At 35.4% G+C, this 21,219-nt stretch carries 20 protein-coding genes and 1 tRNA gene; 16 read left to right on the top strand and 5 right to left on the bottom strand.

Annotation, left to right across the window (positions count from 1 at the left end; all coding sequences use genetic code 11):
- Positions 1–23: 23 nt before the first annotated feature.
- From QOX03_RS00185 to QOX03_RS00165, 5 genes are all read left to right on the top strand, one after another.
- The gene (locus QOX03_RS00185; RefSeq protein ID WP_283671001.1) at positions 24–1,199 is read left to right on the top strand and encodes a PSP1 domain-containing protein; all 1,176 of its coding nucleotides are present in this window, start codon (positions 24–26) and stop codon (positions 1,197–1,199) included.
- Complete coding sequence (locus QOX03_RS00180) at positions 1,189–1,665, top strand: gliding motility lipoprotein GldH (protein ID WP_283671000.1); 477 nt, start codon at positions 1,189–1,191, stop codon at positions 1,663–1,665. The genes QOX03_RS00185 and QOX03_RS00180 overlap by 11 nt, the downstream gene beginning before the upstream one ends.
- Complete coding sequence (locus QOX03_RS00175; RefSeq protein WP_283670999.1) at positions 1,662–3,980, top strand: penicillin-binding protein 1A; 2,319 nt, start codon at positions 1,662–1,664, stop codon at positions 3,978–3,980. The genes QOX03_RS00180 and QOX03_RS00175 overlap by 4 nt, the downstream gene beginning before the upstream one ends.
- Positions 3,981–4,287: 307 nt before the next feature.
- Positions 4,288–5,580 (top strand): tyrosine--tRNA ligase, encoded by a 1,293-nt coding sequence (tyrS, locus tag QOX03_RS00170; protein ID WP_283670998.1) that lies wholly within the window; start codon positions 4,288–4,290, stop codon positions 5,578–5,580.
- Positions 5,581–5,623: 43 nt separating this feature from the next.
- Entirely contained in the window at positions 5,624–7,126 is a 1,503-nt protein-coding gene (locus tag QOX03_RS00165) for a DUF3843 family protein (protein ID WP_283670997.1), read from the top strand.
- Positions 7,127–7,329: 203 nt separating this feature from the next.
- Here the strand turns inward: QOX03_RS00165 and QOX03_RS00160 are convergent, their stop codons facing one another.
- From QOX03_RS00160 to QOX03_RS00145, 4 genes are all read right to left on the bottom strand, one after another.
- Entirely contained in the window at positions 7,330–8,673 is a 1,344-nt protein-coding gene (locus QOX03_RS00160; RefSeq protein ID WP_119058869.1) for a UDP-N-acetylmuramate--L-alanine ligase, read from the bottom strand.
- 260 nt (positions 8,674–8,933) lie between these two features.
- Positions 8,934–9,290 (bottom strand): dihydroneopterin aldolase, encoded by a 357-nt coding sequence (folB, locus tag QOX03_RS00155; protein WP_119057281.1) that lies wholly within the window; start codon positions 9,288–9,290, stop codon positions 8,934–8,936.
- A 6-nt stretch (positions 9,291–9,296) separates the two neighbouring features.
- On the bottom strand, positions 9,297–10,073 hold the full coding sequence (locus QOX03_RS00150) for an alpha/beta fold hydrolase (protein ID WP_283670996.1): 777 nt from the start codon (positions 10,071–10,073) through the stop codon (positions 9,297–9,299).
- Positions 10,063–10,809, bottom strand: coding sequence for a pyridoxine 5'-phosphate synthase (locus QOX03_RS00145; protein ID WP_119057282.1), 747 nt, complete (start codon positions 10,807–10,809; stop codon positions 10,063–10,065). Before QOX03_RS00145 ends, QOX03_RS00150 begins: the two co-directional genes overlap by 11 nt.
- 205 nt (positions 10,810–11,014) lie before the next feature.
- Between QOX03_RS00145 and QOX03_RS00140 the strand changes: the two genes are divergently transcribed.
- The 11 genes from QOX03_RS00140 (at position 11,015) to QOX03_RS00090 (ending at position 19,799) form a co-directional block, all read left to right on the top strand.
- Entirely contained in the window at positions 11,015–12,010 is a 996-nt protein-coding gene (locus QOX03_RS00140; protein WP_283670995.1) for an AAA family ATPase, read from the top strand.
- 31 nt (positions 12,011–12,041) lie between these two features.
- Positions 12,042–12,914 carry a DUF58 domain-containing protein gene (locus QOX03_RS00135; protein WP_283670994.1) on the top strand — a complete coding sequence of 291 codons (873 nt, stop codon included), beginning with the start codon at positions 12,042–12,044 and terminating at the stop codon, positions 12,912–12,914.
- Positions 12,911–13,849 carry a hypothetical protein gene (locus QOX03_RS00130; protein WP_283670993.1) on the top strand — a complete coding sequence of 313 codons (939 nt, stop codon included), beginning with the start codon at positions 12,911–12,913 and terminating at the stop codon, positions 13,847–13,849. Before QOX03_RS00135 ends, QOX03_RS00130 begins: the two co-directional genes overlap by 4 nt.
- Before the next feature lie 16 nt (positions 13,850–13,865).
- Positions 13,866–14,870: a vWA domain-containing protein gene (locus QOX03_RS00125; RefSeq protein WP_283670992.1), complete on the top strand. Its 1,005-nt coding sequence runs from the start codon at positions 13,866–13,868 to the stop codon at positions 14,868–14,870.
- Complete coding sequence (locus QOX03_RS00120; RefSeq protein ID WP_283670991.1) at positions 14,870–15,883, top strand: VWA domain-containing protein; 1,014 nt, start codon at positions 14,870–14,872, stop codon at positions 15,881–15,883. Before QOX03_RS00125 ends, QOX03_RS00120 begins: the two co-directional genes overlap by 1 nt.
- A 35-nt stretch (positions 15,884–15,918) precedes the next feature.
- Entirely contained in the window at positions 15,919–16,575 is a 657-nt protein-coding gene (locus tag QOX03_RS00115) for a tetratricopeptide repeat protein (RefSeq protein WP_283670990.1), read from the top strand.
- On the top strand, positions 16,572–17,090 hold the full coding sequence (locus QOX03_RS00110) for a hypothetical protein (protein ID WP_283670989.1): 519 nt from the start codon (positions 16,572–16,574) through the stop codon (positions 17,088–17,090). The genes QOX03_RS00115 and QOX03_RS00110 overlap by 4 nt, the downstream gene beginning before the upstream one ends.
- A 5-nt stretch (positions 17,091–17,095) precedes the next feature.
- Entirely contained in the window at positions 17,096–18,814 is a 1,719-nt protein-coding gene (locus QOX03_RS00105) for a BatD family protein (protein WP_283670988.1), read from the top strand.
- A 69-nt stretch (positions 18,815–18,883) separates the two neighbouring features.
- Positions 18,884–19,468 (top strand): MarC family protein, encoded by a 585-nt coding sequence (locus QOX03_RS00100; RefSeq protein ID WP_119057291.1) that lies wholly within the window; start codon positions 18,884–18,886, stop codon positions 19,466–19,468.
- A 1-nt stretch (position 19,469) separates the two neighbouring features.
- Positions 19,470–19,676, top strand: a complete 207-nt coding sequence (locus tag QOX03_RS00095) for a hypothetical protein (protein WP_283670987.1) — start codon at positions 19,470–19,472, stop codon at positions 19,674–19,676.
- Positions 19,677–19,726: 50 nt separating this feature from the next.
- Positions 19,727–19,799 (top strand) — tRNA-Phe (locus QOX03_RS00090).
- A 127-nt stretch (positions 19,800–19,926) separates the two neighbouring features.
- On the opposite strand, the gene QOX03_RS00085 is transcribed toward QOX03_RS00090, so the two are convergent.
- Positions 19,927–21,114: a phosphoglycerate kinase gene (locus QOX03_RS00085; protein WP_119057292.1), complete on the bottom strand. Its 1,188-nt coding sequence runs from the start codon at positions 21,112–21,114 to the stop codon at positions 19,927–19,929.
- Positions 21,115–21,219 lie beyond the last annotated feature (105 nt).

Genomic DNA, 21,219 nt, shown 5'->3' with positions numbered 1-21,219 from the left:
TTGTAGCTATATTAAGATAACGTATGGGATGTACAGGATGTGGGAACAGTGGTGGTTTACCAAAAGGATGTAAAAACAACGGGCAATGCGGCACGAGTGGCTGTGGGAAGTTGCACGTTTTTGATTGGTTATCAGGTTTGGAGCAGCCTACAGAGGATTTGAAATTTCCTTATGTAGAAGTTCGTTTTAAAAATGAGAGAAAAGAGTTTTTCCATAATAAAAATAATATTCCGCTTCAGATCGGCGATGTAGTAGCAGTGGAGACAAACCCTGGGCATGATATCGGCATAGTTACCCTAAAGGGGGAACTGGTTAGAATTCAAATGCGAATCAAAAAAATAAATAAACCTGAGCGTTTGGCACAAATCTACCGAGTGGCGAACCAAAGGGATATTGATATATGGCAAGAAAATCGCCAAAAAGAATCGCAAATGATGCTGGATGCTAGGCGAATCGCTAGAGAAACAGGACTGGATATGAAAATATCTGACGTGGAATATCAGGGCGATGGGGGAAAAGCTACATTTTACTATACGAGTGAAGATAGAGTAGATTTTCGTCAATTAATTCGTGATTTTGCATCAGCGTTCAAATGCCGAATAGAAATGCGCCAAATTGGTTACCGACAGGAAGCCGCAAAATTAGGCGGAATAGGCTCTTGTGGGCGAGAACTTTGCTGCTCTACTTGGTTAACAGATTTTCGCTCTGTAAGCACCAATGCAGCGAGATACCAGCAGCTGTCAATCAATCCGCAAAAAATTGCAGGACAATGTGGTAAGTTGAAATGTTGTTTAAATTACGAATTAGATTCTTATTTAGACGCATTAAAAGATTTCCCCAAACCAGAAACACTAATTGAGAGTGAGCGAGGGAAAGCAAGCATTGTGAAGATAGATGTTTTCAAGAAAGAAATATGGCTCAGTTATATAAAATCAGATAATGTAACGTGGTATAAATTTGATTGTGATGAGGTGAATCAATTTGTTTCACGGAATAAAAAAGGGGAAAAAATAGAACCTCTAGAAGATTTACATAAAGATAAAAATGCGGGGGAAACAATCTTCAAAGATATAATTCAGGAGAATTCGCTCAATCGCTTTGAAACAAAAAAGAAGAAAAGAAATCAGAAGAGAAAAAATAAGAGTTTCCCCAAAAAAGGAAAGCAAATAAACTCTAAAAAACAGAAAAATGAGGATTAAAAAACTGATTTTCATAATTTTTGTTTTTTGTTTTTTTTCTTGCCAAAGTTGTGAAGAAAAGGAGAATTTCTATAAGAATAGTAAAAATATTAATTCTGAATGGATGCTAAATGATACCGTCAAATTTGAATTTTTGGGGAATCAAATGAGAAATCAGTATAATATCTTTTTTATTTTGAGAAATAATAATGAATATCCATATAGGAATATATATTTGTTAACAAAACTAAAGACCCCTAAAGGAGAAGAAAAAATAGATACACTAGAATACCAACTAGCTAAGGCTAGCGGAGAATGGCTGGGCGATGGGATGGGAGCTGTGAAACAGAATAAATTGGTGTATAAAAGTTCCATAGCATTTCGTGACTCTGGAGATTATCAAATTCAAATAATCCATGGGATGCGAGACGAAAAATTAAAAGGAATAGAAGGTGTAAGCTTACTGATAGATGAAATAAAAAAATGACAAATAATAAGAATAAAACCAAGAAGAAAAATCCATGGGTTTGGCGTTTGATTGCCTTATTTTGGGGTTTATTAATTGCCAGTGTTTTAGGTATCGCAGGGATTCTATATAGCGTTTCAGAAGGAATGCTGGGGCCGTTACCAGATGTAGAGCAACTGGAAAATCCAGATATTAATGTTGCTTCAGAAATCTATTCGTCAGATGGTATTTTGATGGATAAATTTGAGAAAGAACAGCGAATTCCTGTTAACTTTAAAGATATACCAGAGCATATGGTTAAGGCTTTATATGCAAGAGAAGATGTGCGTTTTAATGAGCATTCTGGCATCGATGGAGAAGCCGTTCTGAGAGCAGTTTTTGCTGGCGGACAGCAAGGGGGAGGCAGCACGATAACACAGCAATTAGCTAAGCAACTGTTTACCATCAAACGCTCTAAAGATAAATTAGAAGCAGTAAAGCAGAAGTTAAAAGAATGGGTGGTCGCAACACAGCTAGAGCAGCGCTATACCAAAGAGGAGATTATAGCGATGTACCTCAATAAATTTGACTTTATTTACAGAGCCAATGGGGTGGAAGCAGCGGCACAAACCTATTTTCAGAAAAATGTTCAAGATCTAGATGTGGATGAAGCTGCGATGCTAATTGCCATGCTAAAAAATCCTGTTTATTATAACCCTGTAGACCATCCTGAACGTGCTAAAAATGAAAGAAACATAGTCTTAAGACAAATGCTGAAATATGGCTTTCTAAATCCACAGGAGTTTGCCCAATACAGTGAAAGACCACTAGGAATCAACTTCAAAATGCTGAAAAGTAGCATTAAAGAAACGTACTCTGCTTACTTTAAATACACGATGCGAAAGGAGCTCGAAGATTATTTTGAGAAATTTGCAGACAAATTTGGTGTTCACTATGACTTATACCGTGATGGGTTAAAAATCTATACATCTATCGATTCTCGCATGCAAAAGATGGCCGAGCAGTCAATAAAAGAACATTTGGCCAATGAGCAAAAATTATTCTTCCAAGTTCAGAAAGGACGTTCTTTAGCTCCATTTTATGACATTTCTTCAGCCAAACGAAAAGAAATCCTAGAAGCAGCAATGCGCCGAACAGAAGTCTATAAAAACATGCATGCACAAGGAATTGATGAGGAAAAAATTCGTGAAGAGTTTTATAAACCAAGAGAATCTGTTCAGTTTTTCACATGGGAAGGAAAAGAATATAGAAAAAATAAATCTTGGATGGATAGCATTATTTACCATAAACATATCATAGAAGCAGGGCTGATGGCAATGAACCCAAAAGACGGGACCATCAAAGCCTGGGTAGGAGGCATTGATTGGGATTATTTCAAATATGACCATGTGAAACAAGCTCGTCGACAAGTCGGTTCTACATTCAAACCTTTTGTTTATGCCACTGCTATTCACCAAATGAACTACTCACCTTGCCATCAAGTATCTAATGAGAGATTCAAAAGCGGGAACTGGGAGCCCAAAAATGCCAATGGACGCTATGGTGGATCCCTTTCTCTGAGAGATGGCTTAGCACATTCTGTTAACGTGATTTCTGCAAGATTAATCTCAGAAAGTGGGCCTGAAGCCGTGATACAACTCGCTAAAGATTTAGGGATAAAATCTCCAATACCCAATAATCTTACAATAGCTCTAGGCTCCTCAGATATAACTTTGTATGAAATGGTAGGAGCTTTTAGCACCTTTGCAAACGGAGGAATTTACATCAAACCAGAATTTATTCTGTCTATCGAAGATAAAAATGGAAAAATCATTAAAGATTTTGAGCCAGAAACCAGAGAAGTATTAAGTGAAGAAGTTGCCTTTACCATGATAGATTTACTCGAGGGCGTCGTGGAAAAAGGAACAGCTTCTGGCGTGAGAAGATATGGTATAACAGGAGAAGTAGGTGGTAAGACTGGAACAACGAATGCTGGCTCAGACTCTTGGTACATCGGTCTTACTCCAAACTTGGTTACAGGCGTTTGGGTGGGGAATGAAGACCGTGCAGCTCACTTCCCTGGTTGGCACTCACAAGGAGCCAAAATGGCATTACCCATTTGGGCATATTTTATGCAAAAAGTCTATAAAGAAGGGAAAGAATTTGGCATTTCACAAAAAGATAAATTTGAAAAACCAGAGGGCATAGAGAGAAAATGGGATTGTAGCTCGGTAAATAGCGGATTTTATGACTTCGGAAATATTGGAAATTATCAACAACCTCAGAAAACTCAGTCAAGAGAGAAGTCAGTAAATGAAATCTTGTCCTCAAGCAATGATACGATTTCTTTTGAATAATAAATATTTAATAAGCCTTTAAAAATTTTGAAAAAATATTGTAAATTCATAAAACATTAGAGCAATACATACACATTTTCGTAGAGATGGACTAACTTCACCCATTGTACATTTGGAAAATCAAAATAAAAAAGTTGCTCATAAAATTATAAAAATTCGTACATTTATTTGAATATCATTCAATTCAGTAACTCAATAAATTTATATTCCAAAGAAATATTAATGAGCTAAAAATAAATCTCGTCTAGTAATGCACTACGGGTTAATTTCTTATTTTTGTACTTTTCAGTATTTAAACTTATACTCCATGAAAGATTTTTTAGCAGATTTACGTTGGCGAGGAATGATTCAAGACTGCACCCCAGGATTAGAAGAGCAACTCAAAAGCGAATCTACCAAAGCATACATTGGTTTTGACCCTACAGCCGATTCCCTGCACATCGGGAGTTTGGTTCCTATTATTTTGCTCATGCGTTTTCAACAGGCTGGTCATAAGCCAGTTGCACTTGTTGGCGGAGCTACAGGCATGATTGGTGACCCCACCGGAAAGTCTGACGAAAGAAACCTGCTAGACGAAGAAACTCTAGCTAAAAATGTGGCAGGGATTAAACGCGTTTTATCTCGCTTCATCAATTTTGAAAGCACAGCAGAGAATGCACCCGAACTCGTAAATAATTATGATTGGATGAAAGATTTTTCATTCATTGATTTTGCTCGAAACGTAGGAAAAAGAATCACAGTCAACTATATGATGTCCAAAGATTCAGTAAAAAAAAGACTCTCTAGCGATAGCGGTGTAGGAATGTCTTTCACCGAATTTACCTATCAACTGATTCAGGGCTATGATTTTTATCATCTCTACCAAGAGAAAGGCATCAAAATGCAAATGGGCGGTAGCGACCAGTGGGGGAATATGACGACGGGAACCGAACTTATCCGCCGAATGACCGAAGGTAAAACGGAGGCTTTTGCCTTGACTTGTCCGCTCGTGACCAAGGCTGACGGTTCTAAATTTGGAAAATCTGAAGGCGGAAATATTTGGCTTGATGCTGATAAAACAAGCGTTTATAAATTCTACCAATTTTGGCTAAACGTTGCAGATGAAGATGCCGAAAAATTCATGAAATATTACACTTTCTTAGACCAAGAAAGCATTCAAAAATTAGCTAACGCTCACCAAGAAGAACCACACAAAAGAATTTTGCAAAAAACGCTTGCAGAAGAAGTTACAAAACTTGTGCATGGCGAAGATGAACTCCATAAAGCTCAAAAAGCCAGCCAAATTCTCTTCGGGAACTCAACTTCTGCAGACCTAAAGCAATTGGACGAAACAAGCTTTTTGGCCGTGTTTGAAGGCGTCCCACAAAGTCAAATTTCTCGCAATGAACTGCAAGATGATTTCTTAGAAATCCTTTCAACTAAAACTGAATTTCTAAAATCAAAAGGTGAAGCGCGCCGAGCCATTGAGCAGAATTCTATTTCTGTCAATAAAGATAAAGTTGGAGAAGATTTTAGCTTGAGCGAAGAGAATTTAATCAACGGGAAATACATTCTCCTACAGCGAGGTAAGAAGAATTATTTTGTTTTAATCGTAGATTAATCCAAAATTATCTAAGCCTTAAAAAAATATTTAGAACCTGAAAATGAATAAGTTATACATCAAAGATTGGTTAGCATATCAGCCCTATACGAAAGAAGGAACAGCAGATATTTTTTACATGAATTTGGCAAATCAAATTCAAGAAAAGTTATTTGAAATCCGCTCGCAACATTTGATTTTAGAGCATTTAGAAACGGAAGACCTCCGAGATTTGGCTGTTTTTTTAACTTCTTATTTTGAAGATTTTATCTCACAAACAGAGATTTTTAAAGGCTTTAAAAATTTAAACCAAGATCTTTACGGTAAAAATTTACCCTTTTTTGAAGCTGAAAATTCTGCAGATGATATAAATTTAGATGATGTTCAATTTTTAGTTTGGTATTTTTTCAATTTACCCAAGCAAGATTTTTTGTTCAATCCCAAAAATGAAAGTTTTACTCAAATCGCTCAAGCTGTTTTTGAAATCTTAGATGAATCGTATGAATTTGCTCCAGAAAATACAGCGTTAAAAACTTATTTTAGTATAAAAGATGAACATAATTTTGATGAAGTACGTTATTTCTTTGATAAACTTTTGGTAAAAAGTTTCTTGCTCAAATACGATACAGCGGTTGATTTTCATTTCAAAAGTCAGCCATTGATGCAAGATTCCTCGCAAGCAGGTTTTCAGCGTTATAAAAGTTTCAGAGATTACTACACCATCAATCAAAAAACCAAACTTCTCGGCTTGCGCAGCTGCGAGTGGGCTGCCGCAATGAATGGTGAAAATGCTGAATTTTCTAAAGCCTTAAAAAATCTCTCAGAAAATCAACAGAATGTTTTTCGCTTCATTGAGCTGGACGGAAAAAATTTAAAAGTAGAGCATTTAGTTTCAGGCAAAATAGTAACTTTGGCGGGTGATAACTTTACTGAGGCAAAAAAATTGCCACCCAATGCTTTGTTTAGCGCTGGGATTTGCCGTTGGGAAGGGAAATATGTCATCACTGGGATTCTTTGGGTCAATACGTTTGATGAAAAAATTGCTGATGCGTATAGAAATCAATTTCCATCGGCACATCTATTTGAAACAGAAGTGGAAATTGAAAATCGAAAAAATCGTCTTGCTTGGGAGGAAAATTATTTTAAGCAACAGGCTTCGCATTCCTTTTTCCATTTAGCTGATGTTTCTTCAGCGATTGATTTCATCAATGATTTCTATGCTGAGGTAGAAAAACACCACGAGATTAACCAAGCGCAAGTTCAGCAAATGTTGCAGCAAGTTAATTTGAAAGAAAAAGTTCGTAATTTTTTAATTTTCTATAACGAGAAAGAAGGTTTAGAGTTTTATTTTAATCTTCCCGAAGGTTTAGAAATTGAAAATAATCCGTTTTTTATAGAAAAAAATGGTGATTTTCTACTGAAATTGATGATGAGCGAAGAAATTTCTGGAGAATTATTTAAGGCTTTGAAAAATAATTTCTCCTTTGATTCTGAATTAAATGCTTACAATCCGCAAGACCAAGATTTCTTGCTGAGATTCTTTAAACCTAATCGCCATCATCAGTAAATATTTTGCGATTTGTGCTAATTAGTTGATTGTGAAGTGGCTGTAAAGGGTAGATCTATTTTCTATTTATTCCAAAGCATTCACAAAATAATTCCACAAAGCAATAGAAGTAATGGAGAAGAAAAACTTTGCCAAAGTTGGATTAAATAAATCTTTGGCAAAGTTTTCCTGAAGTCTTGTTTTTTTCTAGCGTCTGAATTTCTCTAAAGGCTCTTCAAATCTAACCCGCCGTAGTTGCCGCTGCTCATCATTAGCAGAACAGCATCTTCTCTATTCAACTGAAATAAATATTCTTTTAAATCTTCAGGGTTAGTAAAAACTTGAATGCTTTCATCGCCAAAAGCTTGCTTGATTTCTGCTGGCGGGATGGGTTCTCGGCGTTTTATCCGCAAGGCATCTTCGCTATAATAAACAATTTTTTCATCTGCTGGGTCTAGCGCATTTTTGTACTGGTCTATAAAATCACGATTGAGCGAGCTGTAGGTATGCAATTCCTGGCAAGCAATGATTTTTTTGTCGGGGAATTGTTCTCTTACAGCTTTAGCCGTAGACTTTACTTTGCTGGGCGAATGTGCATAATCTTTGAATACGATTTTGCCGTTTTCTTCTTTGATTTTCTCTAATCTTTTTGCTGCTCCGCCAAAGCTTTGAATTGCATCGTAAAAATCCTCATCCATTATGCCTAGGTGATTACACAGCGTTCTAGCACCTTCTAAATTACTCAAATTATGCCGACCAAAAATTTTCAATGGAATCTCACCAAATGGTGTTTGCAAATAAGTTTTGCCATCTTTCACCGCATATTTTGGTGTTTTATATGGAATTTTACGAACTGGATTTTCACTCTGATTTATCACTTTCTGAACTTCAAAGTCCTCTGCATTGTAAATCAAAATGCCGCCATTGGTAATGCTAGCGACAAAGTCTCGAAATTGCTGCACGTAATTCTCAAACGTAGGGAAAACATTTATATGATCCCAAGCTATCCCGCTAATTAAGGCAATATTGGGCTGATAAAGTAGAAATTTAGGTCGTCTGTCGATGGTAGAAGAAAGGTACTCATCTCCTTCCATTATCATAAAATCGGCATCATCTTGCAGGCGAACCATCACATCAAATCCCTCTAGCTGTGCACCGACCATGTAATTCTCTTTCCTCTCGTGGTAGTGCAAAACATGCAAAATCATTGAGGTGATTGTTGTTTTCCCGTGCGAACCGCCAATGACTACACGCGTCTGATTTTTGGATTGCTCATAAAGAAATTCAGGATATGAATAAATCGGAATGTTTAATTCTTTAGCTCTCTGAAGCTCAGGATTATCTGCGTGGGCATGCATGCCAAGAATCACTGCATCTAAATCGGGGGTAATGTTTTCCTCAAACCAGCCTATTTCTTTAGGTGCAATGTTGCGCTGCTCGAGGCGAGATTTTGAGGGTTCAAACAAAGAATCATCAGAACCTGTGATTTTATATCCTTTTTCGTGGAGAGAAATGGCTAAATTATGCATCGCACTTCCTCCTATGGCAATAAAATGAATTTTTTTCATACACTATTATTTCAACCAAAAATAATGAATTTTATGAGGCTTCTAAAATGATTTTTTTAAGCCTTAAAAGATTTCTAAATTTAGTGAAAACTTAGAAAGAATAAGAATTTTAATTTAACAATAGTTTGTTACTCCTTTAAATTTATTTAAACTCTTATGGCACATCATTTGATTCACATATAGCAAAGTACACAGAATTAGTATTTTGTCCTCATGTGTTAGAATTTTGCTCCCGTTCCTTATGAACGGGAGTTTTTCTATTAAAAATTTTTGATGTAAGTCACCGCAGCATAATCCATTTTGCCAGGCATCGGCGGTGCTAACTTCCTTACTGTCAGTTCAATCTTCTGAATCGAAGAAAATTCCTCATGAATTTTGCACGCCATCCGATAACATAAATGCTCTAATAATTTCGCTTGAATTTTCATTTCTTCTAAAATAATAGCATTCAAATCAGCATAGCTAATGGTATTTTTTACCTCATCAGTTTTTGCTGCCATCTCGGCATTTGTCCACACTGCAACATCGATTTGATAGGTGGCTCCGATGATGTTTTCTTCGGGTAAAACGCCGTGATAAGCATAAACTTCTATATTTTTAATTTCTATTTTAAACATTTTTTTTTAAGGCTTAAAAAAATTCATCGAAATTTCATAAAATTCATCAGGCTTCTCGGCATGTAGCCAGTGGCCTGCTTGTTGGATTTGCTTGATTTCTGCTCTGGGAAAATAGCGATGAATCAATATTTCATCACCTTTCTCGATATAACTGGAGTTTTTCCCTCCCAAAAATAGTGTTTCCCCTTCAAATTTTTTATCAGGCAAGTTATGCCCTATCAATTCGTTGTAATTCTTACTCAAAGCATCAAGATTAAATCTTAGTTCATAGATTCCGTTCTTTTTCCGATTTAAACTTTTGAGTAAAAATTGTCTTACGGCGGCATTTTTTATCAAAGCTTTCAATTGGTCGTCGGCATCGCTGCGGCGTTCTATCTGAGAAAAATCAAGATTTTTCAAGGCTTTAATAATTTCTAAATGATGCGGCGCATAGGCTTTGGGAGCAATGTCAGCTACCAAGAGGTGCTTAAGCTTTGTGGGATGTTCTAGTGCAAAATACATGGCGGCTTTCCCCCCAAGCGAATGTCCTATTAAATCGACTGAATCAATCTTTTGGGCTTCGATATAATTTAGTAAGTCTTCTGCCATCAGCTCATGGCTCATCTCGGCAGAATGGAAACTGCGCCCGTGGTTTCTGGCGTCTAATAAATGAACGGTAAAGTTTTCTGCAAATCGATTGCCCAGCGTTCCCCAGTTGTCTAATTGCCCAAATAATCCGTGGAGAATCAGCAAATGTTTTTCGTTGCTGCCCACTATTTTGCTGAATAAAATATTATTGCTCATTTTTTGCATTTTTGTAGCCTAATTCAATTTTTCTCAAGTAGCGTTGGATGGTGTTTTCTAAACCTAAATACAAAGCTTCAGAAATCAGGGCATGTCCGATGGAGACTTCTGCCAAAAAGGGAATTTCTGAAATTAAATATTGAATATTATCCAAGCTCAAATCGTGACCAGCGTTTACCTCTAGGCCTGCTTCTTGAGCAAAAAGTGCGGTGGCTTTGTACATCTCTACCTCGGTTTTATCTCCTTGGGCATAGTGCGTGGCGAAGGATTCTGTGTAGAGTTCAATGCGGTCGGTGCCCGTGGCGGCGACTGACTCGATCAGTTCTGGACGGGGGTCAAGAAAGATACTAGTGCGGATTTTATTTCGCTTGAGTTCGGTGATGATTTCTGTTAAATAATCTTGGTGTTTCTCGGTGTCCCAGCCAGCATTAGAGGTTATGGCATTTTCGGCATCGGGCACCAGAGTCACTTGTGTGGGTTTTACCTCGAGTACCATTTTCATAAATTCATCAATGGGTTTTCCTTCGATGTTGAATTCTGTGGTGAGGACTTCTTTGAGCTCGTAAACATCTTGGTAACGAATGTGTCTTTCGTCAGGGCGTGGGTGTACGGTGATGCCTTGTGCTCCAAACTTTTCACAATTAAGTGCTGCTTCTATAACGTTGGGTTCATTGCCGCCGCGGGCGTTTCTAAGTGTTGCAATTTTGTTTATATTTACACTGAGTTTTGTTTTCATTCTAGATTTAGCTTTATGAGGTATTACTGCAAATTTCCTCAAATTTTTTAAGCCTTCAAAAATTTATTCTTTTTGGAGAGTTTTTTAATTTTTCTAAGGGTTTAAATAATTCACTTAACACTATTTAACGCAATACTTATTTAATTTCTTAGGTAATTTATTTAAAATTTCATGAAATTTGATTTGTTTAAACCTAAAATTTAATATGTCGTCTGCAGATCAAATCAAACAAACCGCAGAAAAAATTCAAATTATCAGTCAAGATTTTGATGAGCTTTCTCGCCAAATGAAATCTATCATCTTCGGGCAAGAAAAAATGGTTGAAAGTCTTTTGATTGGGCTTCTGAGCAATGGCCACATTTTATTGGAAGGCGTGCCAGGGTTGGCGAAAACTTTGGCTATAAAAACTTTGTCTGAAGGTGTGCATGGTAAGTTTTCTCGTATTCAATTCACGCCAGATCTTTTGCCTGCTGATGTGATTGGTACATTGATTTTTAATGCCAAAGAAAATGATTTCCAAATCAAGAAAGGTCCTATTTTTACTAATTTTCTACTGGCTGATGAAATTAACCGGGCTCCAGCTAAAGTACAATCGGCTCTACTGGAGGCAATGCAAGAAAAACAAGTTACAATAGGTGATGAGTCTTACCGATTGGTAGAGCCATTCCTTGTAATGGCAACGCAAAATCCTGTGGACCAAGAGGGTACATATCCGCTGCCAGAGGCACAAATGGATCGGTTTATGCTCAAAGCTGTAATTTCTTACCCCAACTATGAGGCTGAACGGCAAATTATGCGCAATAGCATCAATGAGAGTTTCCCTCGGATGAATGCCATCATCGATTCAGGGAAGATTTTGGCTGCGCGTACTTTGGTGAAAGAAATTTACATGGATGAAAAAATTGAACAATATATTCTGGATATCGTTGCTGCGACTCGCTATCCCAAAGATTTTCAGTTACCTGATTTGAGTGATTTCATTCGGTTTGGGACTTCGCCACGGGGAAGCATCAATTTAGCAAAAGCGGCACGGGCTCAAGCTTTTCTACAGCGTAGAGGTTTTGTGATTCCTGAAGATGTGCGTGCAGTGATAAAAGAGGTTCTACGCCATAGAATTGGAATTACCTACGAAGCTGAGGCTGAAAATGTGACGACAGATATGATTATTGATAAAATTACACAGCGTGTCGCTCTGCCTTAAACTCGAAATCCAGTTATAAATCTCCTGAAAAATGGATACCAAGGAATTGCTTAAAAAAGTTCGCCAAATTGAAATTAAGACGAAACGACGAACCAATAATTTGTTTTTGGGCGAATACCATAGTTCGTTTAAAGGAAGAGGCATGACTTTTTCTGAAGTTCGGCCTTACGCTATAGGCGATGATGTACGTAGTATTGATTGGAATAAAACAGCACAATATTCTCAACCTTATGTTAAAACTTTTGAAGAAGAAAGGGAATTATCTCTAATATTGCTGGTTGACATCAGCGCCAGCCAAAATTTTGGAACGCGTAAGCAATTAAAAAAAGAAACCGTAGCAGAGATTTGCGCAAGTTTAGCTTTCTCTGCCTTGGCAAATAATGATAAGGTGGGTTTAATTTTGTTTTCTGATGAAGTGGAATTGTTTTTACCTCCAGCAAAAGGTCGTTTTCATGCTTTGAGAATCATTCGGGAATTGATAGAATTTGAGCCTAAAAATGCTCAAACCAATTTAAATAAGGCTTTAAAATTTTTGCTCCAAACGCAAAAAAGAAAAAGTATTGTGTTTATTCTTTCTGATTTTACCGAAAATAATTATGCTAAAAGTCTAAATGCAGCTGCTCGCCAACATGATATTACTGGTATTCGCGTGTATGATGAAAAGGAAGAAATTTTGCCTGATATTGGCATCGTTCAGTTCAGAGATGTAGAAACGGGAGTCTTGCAAATTGTGAATACCAGCTCCAAAAGTGTGAGAAACCAACATAAAGTTTTTTATGAAAAAGTAAGAATTCAGTTTAAAAATAATTTTAATACAGCTGGTGCGGATTCTCTTTCTATCAAAACCGATGATGATTATATCAAAAAATTGTTACATTATTTTAAACATCACCACACCACATGATGAATTTTTTGGTAAAATTTTTTAAGGCTTTATTTTTTTTGGGCTTCTCTCTCGGATTGCTTCAAGCTCAAATTCAAACGCAGCTAGAGCCACAACAAATTCTGATAGGTGATACGGCTAGTTTGGCTATCACCATCACCACAGATGCTCGCCATCAAGTGAATTTACCACAGGTAGGCGATTCTCTCAATGATTATTTACTCATCACCAAAACAGATACAGACACGCTACAGCGTGGTAATAATCTTAATCTTATTCATCGGCTAACGCTCACAGGATTTGACTCTGGAAAATTTATTGTAAATTCCTTGCCAATTGCCATCAATGGTGATACAATTTATTCGGAAACACAATATTTAGAAATTATTGATATTCCAGTAGATACCATTCATCAGCAAATTTACCCCATCAAGCCTATTTTTGATGAAAATATCACGTGGTGGGAGAAAAATAAAAAATACCTGTGGTATATGGTCTTTGGCGGAATTATATTTCTAGTCATTCTTCTCGTTATCATTTTATATTTGCGAGAGTTGAGAAGAAAAAGATACAACGATAATATTATTTTGTCTCCGTATGAGGAAGCTATGCTTGCTTTAGATAAATTAGACCAGCAACAATATTTGAGGAATGAAAATTTTTATGCCTATTATTCTGATTTATCTTTCATCATTCGCCAGTATTTTGCACGTCGCTATGAATTTGAAGCTTTGGCTTTGCTCAAAGAAGATTTACCAGCGTATATGTTTTATCAAGAATTAATAAGCCAAGAGGAAAGTGAAAAATTAAAACAATTTTTGGCTGATGCAGATCAGGTAAAGTTTGCTAAAAAATCAATTGAAATAGAGAAAAGTGAAAATTACCGAGAGTGGATTGAAAAAATCATTCATCATACTCGCCCGATTGTAGAAGAAAAAGTACCAGATCATATTTAATTTAATAAAAAGATTTATGCAAAGCTTTGAGTTTGCCCAGCCGTGGTTTTTATTACTTTTATTAAGCATCCCGTTGTTTATTTTTTACCGACTGGCTAATAAAAATCGACTAACTAATGCTGTGAAAATGCCTTCACTCAAAAGTTTTCAGCAAACCTCTAGCTACTTAAAGCACGTTGATTCTTTTTTATTTAGCTTACGTATGTTGGCATTAGCACTCATGGTAATTGCTTTTGCTCGCCCTCGAAAAGTAGACATCAGTACGCAAGTGAAATCAACTGAAGGTGTAGACATTATGATGGTGGTAGATTTATCGCTAAGTATGCTGGCACGTGATTTAAAACCCAACCGAATTGCAGCTTTACAAAATGTAGCAACAACTTTTGTAAATCAAAGAATCAGCGACCGAATAGGCTTAGTCGTTTACTCAGGCGAGGCGGTAACAAAAGTTCCTTTAACTTCCGATAGGGGTGTGTTGACTCATCAATTGCTCAATTTGCAATTGGAAGAGCTAGAACCTGGCACAGCCATTGGCCTTGGCTTGGCTACTGCTATCAATCACCTAGAGCATAGTAAGGCAAAAAGTAAAGTCGTCTTGCTGATAACAGATGGTGGAGAAAGCCCAGTAGAATATGGGAATACTCAAATTTACATTAGCCCAGAAAACGCTGCAAAAATAGCCAAGGATAAAAACATAAAGGTTTACACCATTGGCATTGGAACAAAAGGTTACATCCCGCTACCATTGGGCTACGAAGACTGGCCTCAGTCACTTTTTCAATTAGATGAAAGTTTGCTGCAATACATTGCTCAGGAAACTAACGGGGCTTACTTTCGGGCGACAGACAATCAAAAATTAGAATCAATTTATAATGAAATTAATCAATTGGAAAAAACAGAAATCAATGAGATAAAATATTATAACTACACTGAGCATTTTCGCACTTTTTTGATTTGGGCGATTATCTTATTATTTATAGAAATTTTTTCTCGAACTTATTTTTTTAAATCTATAAACTAATGATGGCTATGGCGTGGGAAAAACCAATGTATGCACTGTTATTTATTGGAATTATAATTTTATCTTATTTTTTTTACCGATTAATCCATTGGCAAAAAAAAGCTTTGCAATCTTTTGCAGATACTCGCCTGAGAAATCAAATTTTTGAAGGAAAAGAAACAAATTTACCGAGGCTTAAATATATTTTTTTATTTCTTTCTCTGATTTTCGCCATTTTGGCAATGATGGGCCCCATGTGGGGCAAAGAAGAACAAGAAATAAAAAGAGAAGGCATCAGCTTAGTCATTGCTTTAGATTTATCTACCAGCATGAATGCGCAAGATATAGCCCCGAGCCGCTTAGAAAAATCAAAAAAGTTTATCACTACTTATTTAGATAAATTGGGCGGAGACAAAGTTGGTTTAGTTATTTTTGCTGGTGGAGCTTATAATGTTTCACCTTTGACTTCAGATTATAATGCTTTAAATAACTACATTGAAGGTTTTTCTACCCAACTGATTTGGAATCAAGGTACTGATTTTTCTAAAGCCTTAAAAAAAAGTATAGAAATTTTTGACACTTCTCCCAACACCAGTAAAGCTATTATCTTAATTAGTGATGGGGAAGACCACGAACCCGAAGTAGAAGCAGCCACCAAATTAGCTAAAGAAAATAAAATTCAAATCTTCAGCGTAGGGGTAGGCTCTAGCAATGCCGTTCCTATCCCGCTGAGAGATGACTACGGTGATTTCTATTATAAAGAAGATAAAAATGGAAATATGGTTTTAACAAGTTTTCATGAAACCAAATTGCGTTTCATTGCAGAAAAAACTGGTGGTAAATACCTGAAGTTAGAAAATATAGATAAAAGTGTAAATGATTTAAAATCAGAAATTAATAATTTAGAAAAAACTCAAAGCAACCAATATTTCATCTACAACAAAAAGCAACAATTTCAATGGTTTTTGGGCATTGCAATTTTATTTATATTTATATATACTTTAACATCAGATAAACTCAAGCTGAAATTCTAATGTATTATATTTGTGTTAGTTGAACTTAAAATATTTTGAGAGGTATAAATTTTTATTTTTTCCCCATTTATTTATTACTAAGCTCTTTTCTTTTTAGTCAATCCTTGGAAGAAAAAGAATTAATTGCTGAAGGGAATGAATTTTTCTCTCAACAAAAATGGGAACTGGCTCAGGCTAAGTATGCAAAAGCTTTGACTTTACGCCCTTCTTCGGTAAAGGCTAATTACAATATGGGCAATCTATTGTATGAGCAAAATTTATTTTCTAAAGCTCAGCCTTATTTTGAACGAGCTGCTCAAAATGCTCAGTCAGCTCAGCAGAAAGCACGTATTTTCCATAATTTAGGTAATACCTTTATGAGGTTAAAAAAATATAAAGAAGCTGAAAAAGCTTATAAAAATTCGCTATTGCAAAACCCAAAAGATAATGAAACACGCTATAATTTTGCACTGGCAAAAAAATTGCTAAACTTAAAGGAAAAACAAGAGAATAAAAATAAAGAAAACAAACCTGAGCCTTCAGATTTTGCCCTAAAAGTAAAAACTGAAGCTGATGAGGCTACACAAAATTTTGAATTTTCTAAGGCTTTAGAAATTATGCAAAAAGGTTTAGAAAAAGATTCTACGCTAAATCATTTTCAGGATTTTATGACTAAATTAAAAGAAATAACACTACTGGATTCCATCAAATGAGAGGTTTTTTTATTACATTTCTATTACTAATTTACACTGTAAATTCATTTGCACAAGATGCTAATGATTACTTTAATGAAAGTGCTGAATTTTACTTAAAAAATCAAAGCAAAACAGCTATATATCATTTAGAAAAAGGTTTAGAAAAATTCCCTTCTAATAAAAAATTAAAGGCTTTAAAAAATTTATTGGATCAAAAAGAACAAAATCAAAAAAAAGAAGACAAAAAAAATAATTCTGAGCAAAAAAATCAACAACCCGAGCAAGAAAATCCAAGTGAGAGCAATCAACAAGATGGAATCAACAAAGGAGAAAAAGGTGAAGGGAGTAGTAATGAACAATTGAACAGAGATGAAAATCAGTCGCAAAGAAATGCAAATGATGATTCGGGTAGAGAAAAATCTAACTACAATCATATTTTGAAAGCTTTGCAACAAAGGGAGAAAGAAATTCAACAGCGCCTCTTGCGTGGTAAAACAAGGGCTGAGGCTAAAAGAAATGAAAAAGATTGGTAATTGATTTGAAAAAGTATTTTTACATAGTATTAATTTTTGGTTTACAAATTTCTTTACTACAGGCTCAAATTCGAATTGAGGTGCAGCCTAGTAAAAAAATGGTAAATGTGGGTGATATTGTGGAAATTAATTTTACTATCAGTGCTCAGCAAAATTTTGATTTAGGACATTTAGAGTGGCCCAATGTAGAGAAAACGCGGTTTCTAGGCAATAGCAAGCAGACAAATTTTGTGAATAGAAATGGTGAAACTATCTTTCAGAAAATTGAAACGCTTGTGCTCAGGGCTGAGCAAGAAGGAAACATTTATATCCCACCTGTGAAGGTTGAAATCAACGGGAAAATTTACCGTAGCAATGAGCTGAATATTGAAGTTCAAAAATCAAAAAAAATCAACAATCCCAGCCAACAAAACCAAAGTATATTCTTGGCTGTAGAGCTATCAAACCAATCAGTCTACATCAATCAACCTGTGATTGCTACCGTGAAATTATATGCTTTTTCTTACGATGCACTACGTCGAAGAACTGAACTTAAAACGCCAGGGCTAAATGATTTCCAGGTGAAAAAAATTTCTAATTATACACAGCGAGATTTTAACCAAGAAACTGTGGGTAATCGTACTTATGTATCTGAAGAAGTCGGTCAATTTCAGCTCATTGCTCAAAAAGTTGGGGAATTAATTATTCCATCTTTTGAAGTGACATTGGCCATCCCAGTTGGTTTTCTAGATGAGAAATTGGTAGATGTGAGCTCTGATCCTGTGAAAATAAAAGTAAAGCAGTTACCAGAAAATTCACCCAAAAACTTTACTGGTGCAATAGGGAAATTTAAAATTAATACGTTTGCTGACAAAAAGTTTATAAAAACCAACGAATCTTTGCAATTTGAAATAGAAGTCATTGGTGAAGGAAATCTATCTATGCTACAAATGCCAGAATTAAATTTAAGCAAAGATTTAGAAGTTTATAAGCCTACACGCCATCAGAAATTTCAATCTACAACATCGGGTGAAAAAGGAAAATTAGTTTATACCTATCTAATTGTTCCTCAGTATGGAGGAGAATATACCATTCCTTCCATTTCATTTTCTTATTTTAATTTAGAAAATCAATCTTATGAAACTATTAATTCTGAACCCATTGACTTAGTGGTGGAGGGGGCAGCAAAACCTCAAATGCCGAAAGCTAATGAAGATGAAATTAATAAATATTCTGTAAATCAAATCAATTCTGAAGATTTAATGAATGAAAATTCTAATGCTCACGCAGTTGAAAAAGATAGTATTCTAAATATTAAAATCCCTGAAATTAGAAAAGAAGATTTGTCTAAAATTCAGAATAATTTAAAAAATTATTGGTACTATTGGCTTATCCCTAGCGGAGTTTTAATGTTTGCTTTCCTATGTTTTTTGCTAATAAAAAGCAAAAAAATCGAAAAAAAAGAAGATAAAAGAGCTTATATCAAAGAAGAATTGAAAATCTTTGATACATATGTGAAGGATAATAATTCTGAAAAATCAGTACAAAAAGCGGAAGCTATTTTAAACGAAATATCAGCGTATTTGGCTCAAGAAGATAAAATTCAAAAAATAGAAGTGAATCAAATTTTCAAAGGCTTAAAAAATAAAATTGATTTGTACCGCTATGCAGGCTCTACTTCTTCACTAAAACTGGCTGAATTGAAAAAAGATTTGCACTTTCTTGTTATGGAATCATTAAGATAAACTTTTAATTTTCTCAATTGTTGCAAAGATTATATTTTTGCAAGTCTAAATTAAAAAAAATTAAAAGTAATGAATTTTGATTTTGACCAAATTATATCCGTATCATTGGTTTTATTTGCTGTGATAGACATCATAGGGAGCATTCCTCTCATTGTAAGTCTGCGAGAAAAAGCTGGAGGGCATATTCAATCTGAAAAAGCAACCTTAGTCGCCACTTTTATGCTCATTCTCTTTCTATTCTTGGGTGAGAGAATTTTACTTTTATTTGGTTTAGATTCATCAACTTTTGCCGTTGCAGGTTCCATTGTACTTTTTACACTAGCTTTAGAGATGATTTTAGGCATTGAAATCAATAAATATACAGAACCCAAAACAGTATCTATCGTCCCTATAGCATTTCCTTTGATTGCTGGTGCAGGTTCACTCACCACAGTTTTATCTTTACGAGCCGCCTACCAGGTAGAGAACATCATTATAGGCATCATTGTCAATATGATTTTTGTCTATTTAATTCTTAAATTCGCCAATCTCATTACCAACTTTCTAGGTTCTGGCATCATTAGCGTGATGCAAAAAATATTTGGAATCATTCTATTAGCGATTTCTATCAAACTTTTCACTACAAATTTGAGTTTACTAATAGAAAAACTGTAAAATGAAGAAATTTAGTTTTTTTGTAAGTTTGTTTTTCCTAGCCTCATTGATTTTTTTTATAATAACCCTAAGTTTTGATAAACCATTGTTTTCCAAAGAAAATGACTTAAACTGGCTAGGCATTGGAGCATCAGTATGCGGATTTTTGACTGCATTCATTATTTATAAATTTCAGTCAGCTAACGATAATTTAGAAAAAAATAGATAATAATTTAGTTTTTATAAAAAAATTCTTATATTTGCCATCCAAAGTAAAAGGGTACCTTAGCTCAGTTGGTAGAGCAAAGGACTGAAAATCCTTGTGTCCCTGGTTCGATTCCTGGAGGTACCACTTTTCTACACCGATTCAATTTAATTTATTGAATCGGTTTTTTTATTTTTAAATTTTAATAAAAAAAGCTCAGATTTTTTACATCTGAGCTTTTCCTATATTTTTTTTAAAGGCTTAATAATAAAATTTAATTTTCCATTGCAGCAACACCAGGTAGTTTTTTACCCTCTAAACTTTCTAGCATAGCGCCACCACCTGTGGAGACGTAACTTACCTTATCTTCATAGTTAAATTGCTTCACAGCAGCTACAGAATCACCACCACCCACAAGAGAGAAAGCACCATTTTTAGTTGCATTTTCTATCGCATCAGCGATTGCTTTAGTTCCTTTAGCAAAATTTTCAAATTCAAAGACACCTACTGGCCCGTTCCAAAGAATTGTTTTTGATTCTTCTATAACTTTAGATAATTTCTCCAATGTCTCTGGCCCAACATCCAACCCCTGCCATCCATCTGGTATTTCATTGGCTTTTACTACTTTAGAGTCTGCACCATTATTAAAATCATCGGCAACTACAATATCTATCGGCAAATAAACTTTTACGTTTTCCTCTTCTGCCTTTTTCAAAATTTTAAGTGCCAAATCCGTTTTATCCTCTTCCACAATAGAATTTCCAATATTACCACCCTGTGCTTTTATAAAAGTGTAAGCCATCCCTCCACCGATGATCAAGTTATCCACCGCTGGTAAAATATTATCTATCACTGTAATTTTAGAAGAAACCTTAGCTCCACCCAAAATCGCAGTAACTGGTGAGTCACTGTTTTTCAATACTTTATCTATCGCTTCCAGCTCTTTTTGCATCAAGTAGCCAAAGCACTTATCTTTAAAATATTTAGCAATAACAGCTGTAGAAGCGTGTTCACGGTGAGCCGTACCAAAGGCATCATTGATGTAGAAATCGCCCAATTCCGCCAATTGCTTAGCAAAATTCTCTTCACCTTGCTCTTCTTCTTCTCTGAATCTTAAATTTTCTAGCATTAAAACACCCCCTGGTTTCAAGTTTTTAGCTTTTTCTTTAGCATCTTCACCCACAACGTCATCAGCCACCTCTACCACAACGCCAATCACATCAGAGACTTTATCTGCTATATGCTTCAAAGACATTTCTCCTACCTTTTTACCTTTTGGGCGCCCCAAATGTGTCATTAGAATTACACTTCCGCCGTCTTCCAAAACCTTTAAAATCGTAGGTTTAGCTGATTCAATTCTCGTTGTATCCGTTACTTTTAAGTCCTTATCTTGCGGAACATTGAAGTCTACACGAATCAAAACTTTTTTATCTTTAAAATTAAAATCGTTAAGTGTTTTCATAAACTTTTATATTGTTCAACAAATATAACCAAAAGGCTACAAAAATTGAACTTCTTTTCAAATGAAATTATTCAGCTTTAGAATAAGGAGTTTATTCACATCTAT

This window comes from Candidatus Ornithobacterium hominis (assembly GCF_951229915.1).
GTDB lineage: Bacteria > Bacteroidota > Bacteroidia > Flavobacteriales > Weeksellaceae > Ornithobacterium > Ornithobacterium hominis.
This window is presented reverse-complemented; position numbering and strand designations above follow the sequence as displayed.

What these genes read in the sequence shown, in the direction of transcription:
- QOX03_RS00140 (WP_283670995.1), top strand. Translation starts at nt 11,015, where the DNA reads ATGTCGTCTGCAGATCAAATCAAACAAACCGCAGAAAAAATTCAAATT.
- QOX03_RS00125 (WP_283670992.1), top strand. Translation starts at nt 13,866, where the DNA reads ATGCAAAGCTTTGAGTTTGCCCAGCCGTGGTTTTTATTACTTTTATTA.
- QOX03_RS00135 (WP_283670994.1), top strand. Translation starts at nt 12,042, where the DNA reads ATGGATACCAAGGAATTGCTTAAAAAAGTTCGCCAAATTGAAATTAAG.
- QOX03_RS00110 (WP_283670989.1), top strand. Translation starts at nt 16,572, where the DNA reads ATGAGAGGTTTTTTTATTACATTTCTATTACTAATTTACACTGTAAAT.
- QOX03_RS00120 (WP_283670991.1), top strand. Translation starts at nt 14,870, where the DNA reads ATGATGGCTATGGCGTGGGAAAAACCAATGTATGCACTGTTATTTATT.
- QOX03_RS00160 (WP_119058869.1), bottom strand. Translation starts at nt 8,673, where the DNA reads ATGAAAAAAATTCATTTTATTGCCATAGGAGGAAGTGCGATGCATAAT.
- QOX03_RS00100 (WP_119057291.1), top strand. Translation starts at nt 18,884, where the DNA reads ATGAATTTTGATTTTGACCAAATTATATCCGTATCATTGGTTTTATTT.
- QOX03_RS00175 (WP_283670999.1), top strand. Translation starts at nt 1,662, where the DNA reads ATGACAAATAATAAGAATAAAACCAAGAAGAAAAATCCATGGGTTTGG.
- QOX03_RS00150 (WP_283670996.1), bottom strand. Translation starts at nt 10,073, where the DNA reads ATGAGCAATAATATTTTATTCAGCAAAATAGTGGGCAGCAACGAAAAA.
- folB (WP_119057281.1), bottom strand. Translation starts at nt 9,290, where the DNA reads ATGTTTAAAATAGAAATTAAAAATATAGAAGTTTATGCTTATCACGGC.
- QOX03_RS00185 (WP_283671001.1), top strand. Translation starts at nt 24, where the DNA reads ATGGGATGTACAGGATGTGGGAACAGTGGTGGTTTACCAAAAGGATGT.
- QOX03_RS00085 (WP_119057292.1), bottom strand. Translation starts at nt 21,114, where the DNA reads ATGAAAACACTTAACGATTTTAATTTTAAAGATAAAAAAGTTTTGATT.
- QOX03_RS00145 (WP_119057282.1), bottom strand. Translation starts at nt 10,809, where the DNA reads ATGAAAACAAAACTCAGTGTAAATATAAACAAAATTGCAACACTTAGA.
- QOX03_RS00130 (WP_283670993.1), top strand. Translation starts at nt 12,911, where the DNA reads ATGATGAATTTTTTGGTAAAATTTTTTAAGGCTTTATTTTTTTTGGGC.
- QOX03_RS00095 (WP_283670987.1), top strand. Translation starts at nt 19,470, where the DNA reads ATGAAGAAATTTAGTTTTTTTGTAAGTTTGTTTTTCCTAGCCTCATTG.
- QOX03_RS00165 (WP_283670997.1), top strand. Translation starts at nt 5,624, where the DNA reads ATGAATAAGTTATACATCAAAGATTGGTTAGCATATCAGCCCTATACG.
- tyrS (WP_283670998.1), top strand. Translation starts at nt 4,288, where the DNA reads ATGAAAGATTTTTTAGCAGATTTACGTTGGCGAGGAATGATTCAAGAC.
- QOX03_RS00180 (WP_283671000.1), top strand. Translation starts at nt 1,189, where the DNA reads ATGAGGATTAAAAAACTGATTTTCATAATTTTTGTTTTTTGTTTTTTT.